This is a genomic window from Thermovirga sp. (assembly GCA_012523215.1).
Taxonomy (GTDB): domain Bacteria; phylum Synergistota; class Synergistia; order Synergistales; family Thermovirgaceae; genus 58-81.
This window is the reverse complement of record JAAYIZ010000168.1, coordinates 1-2,536: the sequence shown is the minus strand read 5'-3', so window position 1 is coordinate 2,536 and position 2,536 is coordinate 1. Positions and strand designations below refer to the sequence as shown.

The following is a 2,536-nucleotide window of genomic DNA, read 5'->3' as shown; positions in this document are numbered from 1 at the left end:
GGGCGCCAAAAAAGTGAGGCGCCTTTACGACGGCCGCGTGCTCACCGGGTTTGCCGGTGGCACCGCCGATGCGATGACCCTCCTGGAGCGTTTCGAGAAGAGGCTGGCCGAGCATAGCGGCAACCTCATCAGGGCCGCCACGGAACTGGTCAAGGACTGGCGCACCGACAGGGTCCTCAGGAGGCTCGAAGCCATGATGCTCGTGGCCGACCGAGGAACGACCCTCCTCCTGAGCGGCGCCGGCGACATCCTGGAGCCGGAGGGCGAGGCCTGCGCCATAGGTTCGGGTGCCGGCTACGCCTTGGCCGCCGCGAGAGCTCTCCTGGAATCCTCCGATGCCAGGGCGGACGAGATTGCCAGGAGATCCCTGGTCATAGCATCGAAGATTTGCATCTACACCAACGATTCCATCACGCTGGAGGTGCTCGAGGATTGAGGGACGGCAGGAGCGGCGCTCTCACCCCCAGGGCCATAACGGCCTACCTTGACCGATACATCGTGGGGCAGCGCGATGCCAAGAGGGCCGTCGCCATCGCCCTGCGGAACAGAATTAGACGCCTTGAACTCCCCGAGGATGTAGCCCGGGAAATCGCGCCGAAGAACATCCTCATGGTTGGCCCCACCGGGGTCGGCAAGACCGAAATAGCCAGAAGGCTCTCCCAACTCGTGAGCGCGCCCTTCATCAAGGTCGAGGCGACCAAGTACACTGAGGTGGGCTACGTCGGCAGGGATGTGGAATCCATGATCCGGGACCTCGTCGAGAGGTCCGTCCAGATGGTGAAGCAGCGCAAGATCGAGGAAGTCCGCGAAGAAGCCGCTTCAAGGGCGCGTGAGAGGATCCTGGACGCTCTCATCCCCCCCGTGAGGGTCCAGGAAAGAGTATCCGACTTCATGCACCTCTTTTCGGGACAGCAGGCCGCCAGGGAAGAGCGGTTGCCTACCGAGGAGGAGGAGAAGGCCGAGAAGCAGCGCCTTTCCACCAGGGAGAGGCTGGGCCGCATGCTCGACGAGGGCAGGCTCGAGGCGCGCGAGATAGAAATAGAGGTGAGCGAGAGCCCCCAGTTCGGCATCCCCGTCATGGGAGGTCCCGGCATGGAGGAGATGGGGATAAACCTCGGGGAGATGCTCAGCGGCATAATCCCCAAGAAGAAAAAGCGGCGCTCCGTCGCCGTTGCCGCCGCCAGGAAAATCCTGGAGGCCGAGGAGGCGGAAAAACTCGTCGACCACGAGGCCGCCGCCCAGGAGGGGCTGGCGAAGGCCCAGGAGGAAGGCATCATCTTCATAGACGAACTGGACAAGGTCGCCTCCCCCGGCGGAGGACACTCCGGCCCCGATGTGAGCCGCGAGGGCGTCCAGAGGGACCTCCTGTCCATTGTGGAGGGATGCACCGTCAACACCAGGTACGGCCCTGCCAGGACCGACCATATCCTCTTCATCGCGGCCGGGGCGTTCCACAAGATGAAACCCTCGGACCTCGTGCCCGAACTGCAGGGGAGGTTCCCCCTCAGGGTCGAACTGGGCCCCCTGGGCGAAGAGGACCTCGCCAGGATACTGGTCGAACCCGAGCACAGCCTGATGGACCAGTACAAAGCGCTTCTTTCGACGGAGGACGTTGCCCTTTCCTTCTCTGAAGGCGCTGTAAAGGAGATAGCCTCCCTGGCGGCGAAGATGAACCGTGAGACCGAGGACATAGGCGCCCGGAGGCTTCACACGATGATGGAGAACCTCCTCGAGGAGATCCAGTTCGATGCCCCCGACCTTTCGGGCCGGAGCGTGGAGATCGACGAAGGCTTGGTGAGAGAGCGACTCGAGAAACTGGTCGCTGATGCGGATGTAAGGAAGTACCTGCTCTAGCCGGGTGCGTTAAAAAGCACCCGAGGTTACCGGGAGGGATTATCATGACGATGGACACACCAAAAAAACTGATCGAATCAAGGGCTCCGATAGCCAATCCTTCGGCGATGCAGGACCTGCTCGAGAAGACCCGCGCCGTCAATAGGATCCTCCAGAGCCGCAAGGACCCTGGAACGCCTGACTACCAGAGGCTTGCCAGACTCCTTTGCGAACTGTCAGCGGCGAACGTCTACATAATTGACTGGGAAGGTGTCATCCTGGGTTACTCCTGGGTGAGCGAATACAACTGCCCCACCATGTCGAACCTCCTGGAGACGGGTTCCATGCCCGAAAGTTATACTGAGAAAGTCAACCAGTACCACGAGTCGGAACTAAATCACACCGACCATGGTCTCTGCGCCTACTCCGACGAGCCCTGCACCTATTCCAACAAGCACGTGGTCTACGTTCCCATCCACGGGGCTGGGGAACGGCTGGGCACTCTCATCCTGGCCCGTTTCGGCCACCCCTTCGACAACCGCGACCTGGTGCTCGGAGAGTACCTGGCCACCGTGGTAGGTCTGGAGATCCTGCACGCCAGGGCAAGGACCATCGCCGACAGGGCCCGGGAACGCCTGGTGGTCCAGATGGCCATGAGGGCTCTCTCCTATTCCGAGGTGGAGTCCATCAGGCAGATCATCAG

At 61.8% G+C, this 2,536-nt stretch carries 3 protein-coding genes; all 3 read left to right on the top strand.

What is annotated here, in order from left to right; translation table 11 throughout:
- The coding region (hslV, locus tag GX108_04475; protein ID NLO56293.1) for an ATP-dependent protease subunit HslV at positions 1 to 436 on the top strand (436 nt) is incomplete at its 5' end.
- Positions 433 to 1,854, top strand: coding sequence for an ATP-dependent protease ATPase subunit HslU (gene hslU, locus GX108_04470; GenBank protein NLO56292.1), 1,422 nt, complete (start codon positions 433 to 435; stop codon positions 1,852 to 1,854). The genes hslV and hslU, both read left to right, overlap by 4 nt.
- A gap of 50 nt (positions 1,855 to 1,904) precedes the next feature.
- On the top strand, positions 1,905 to 2,536 hold a 632-nt coding region (locus tag GX108_04465; GenBank protein ID NLO56291.1), incomplete at its 3' end, for a GTP-sensing pleiotropic transcriptional regulator CodY.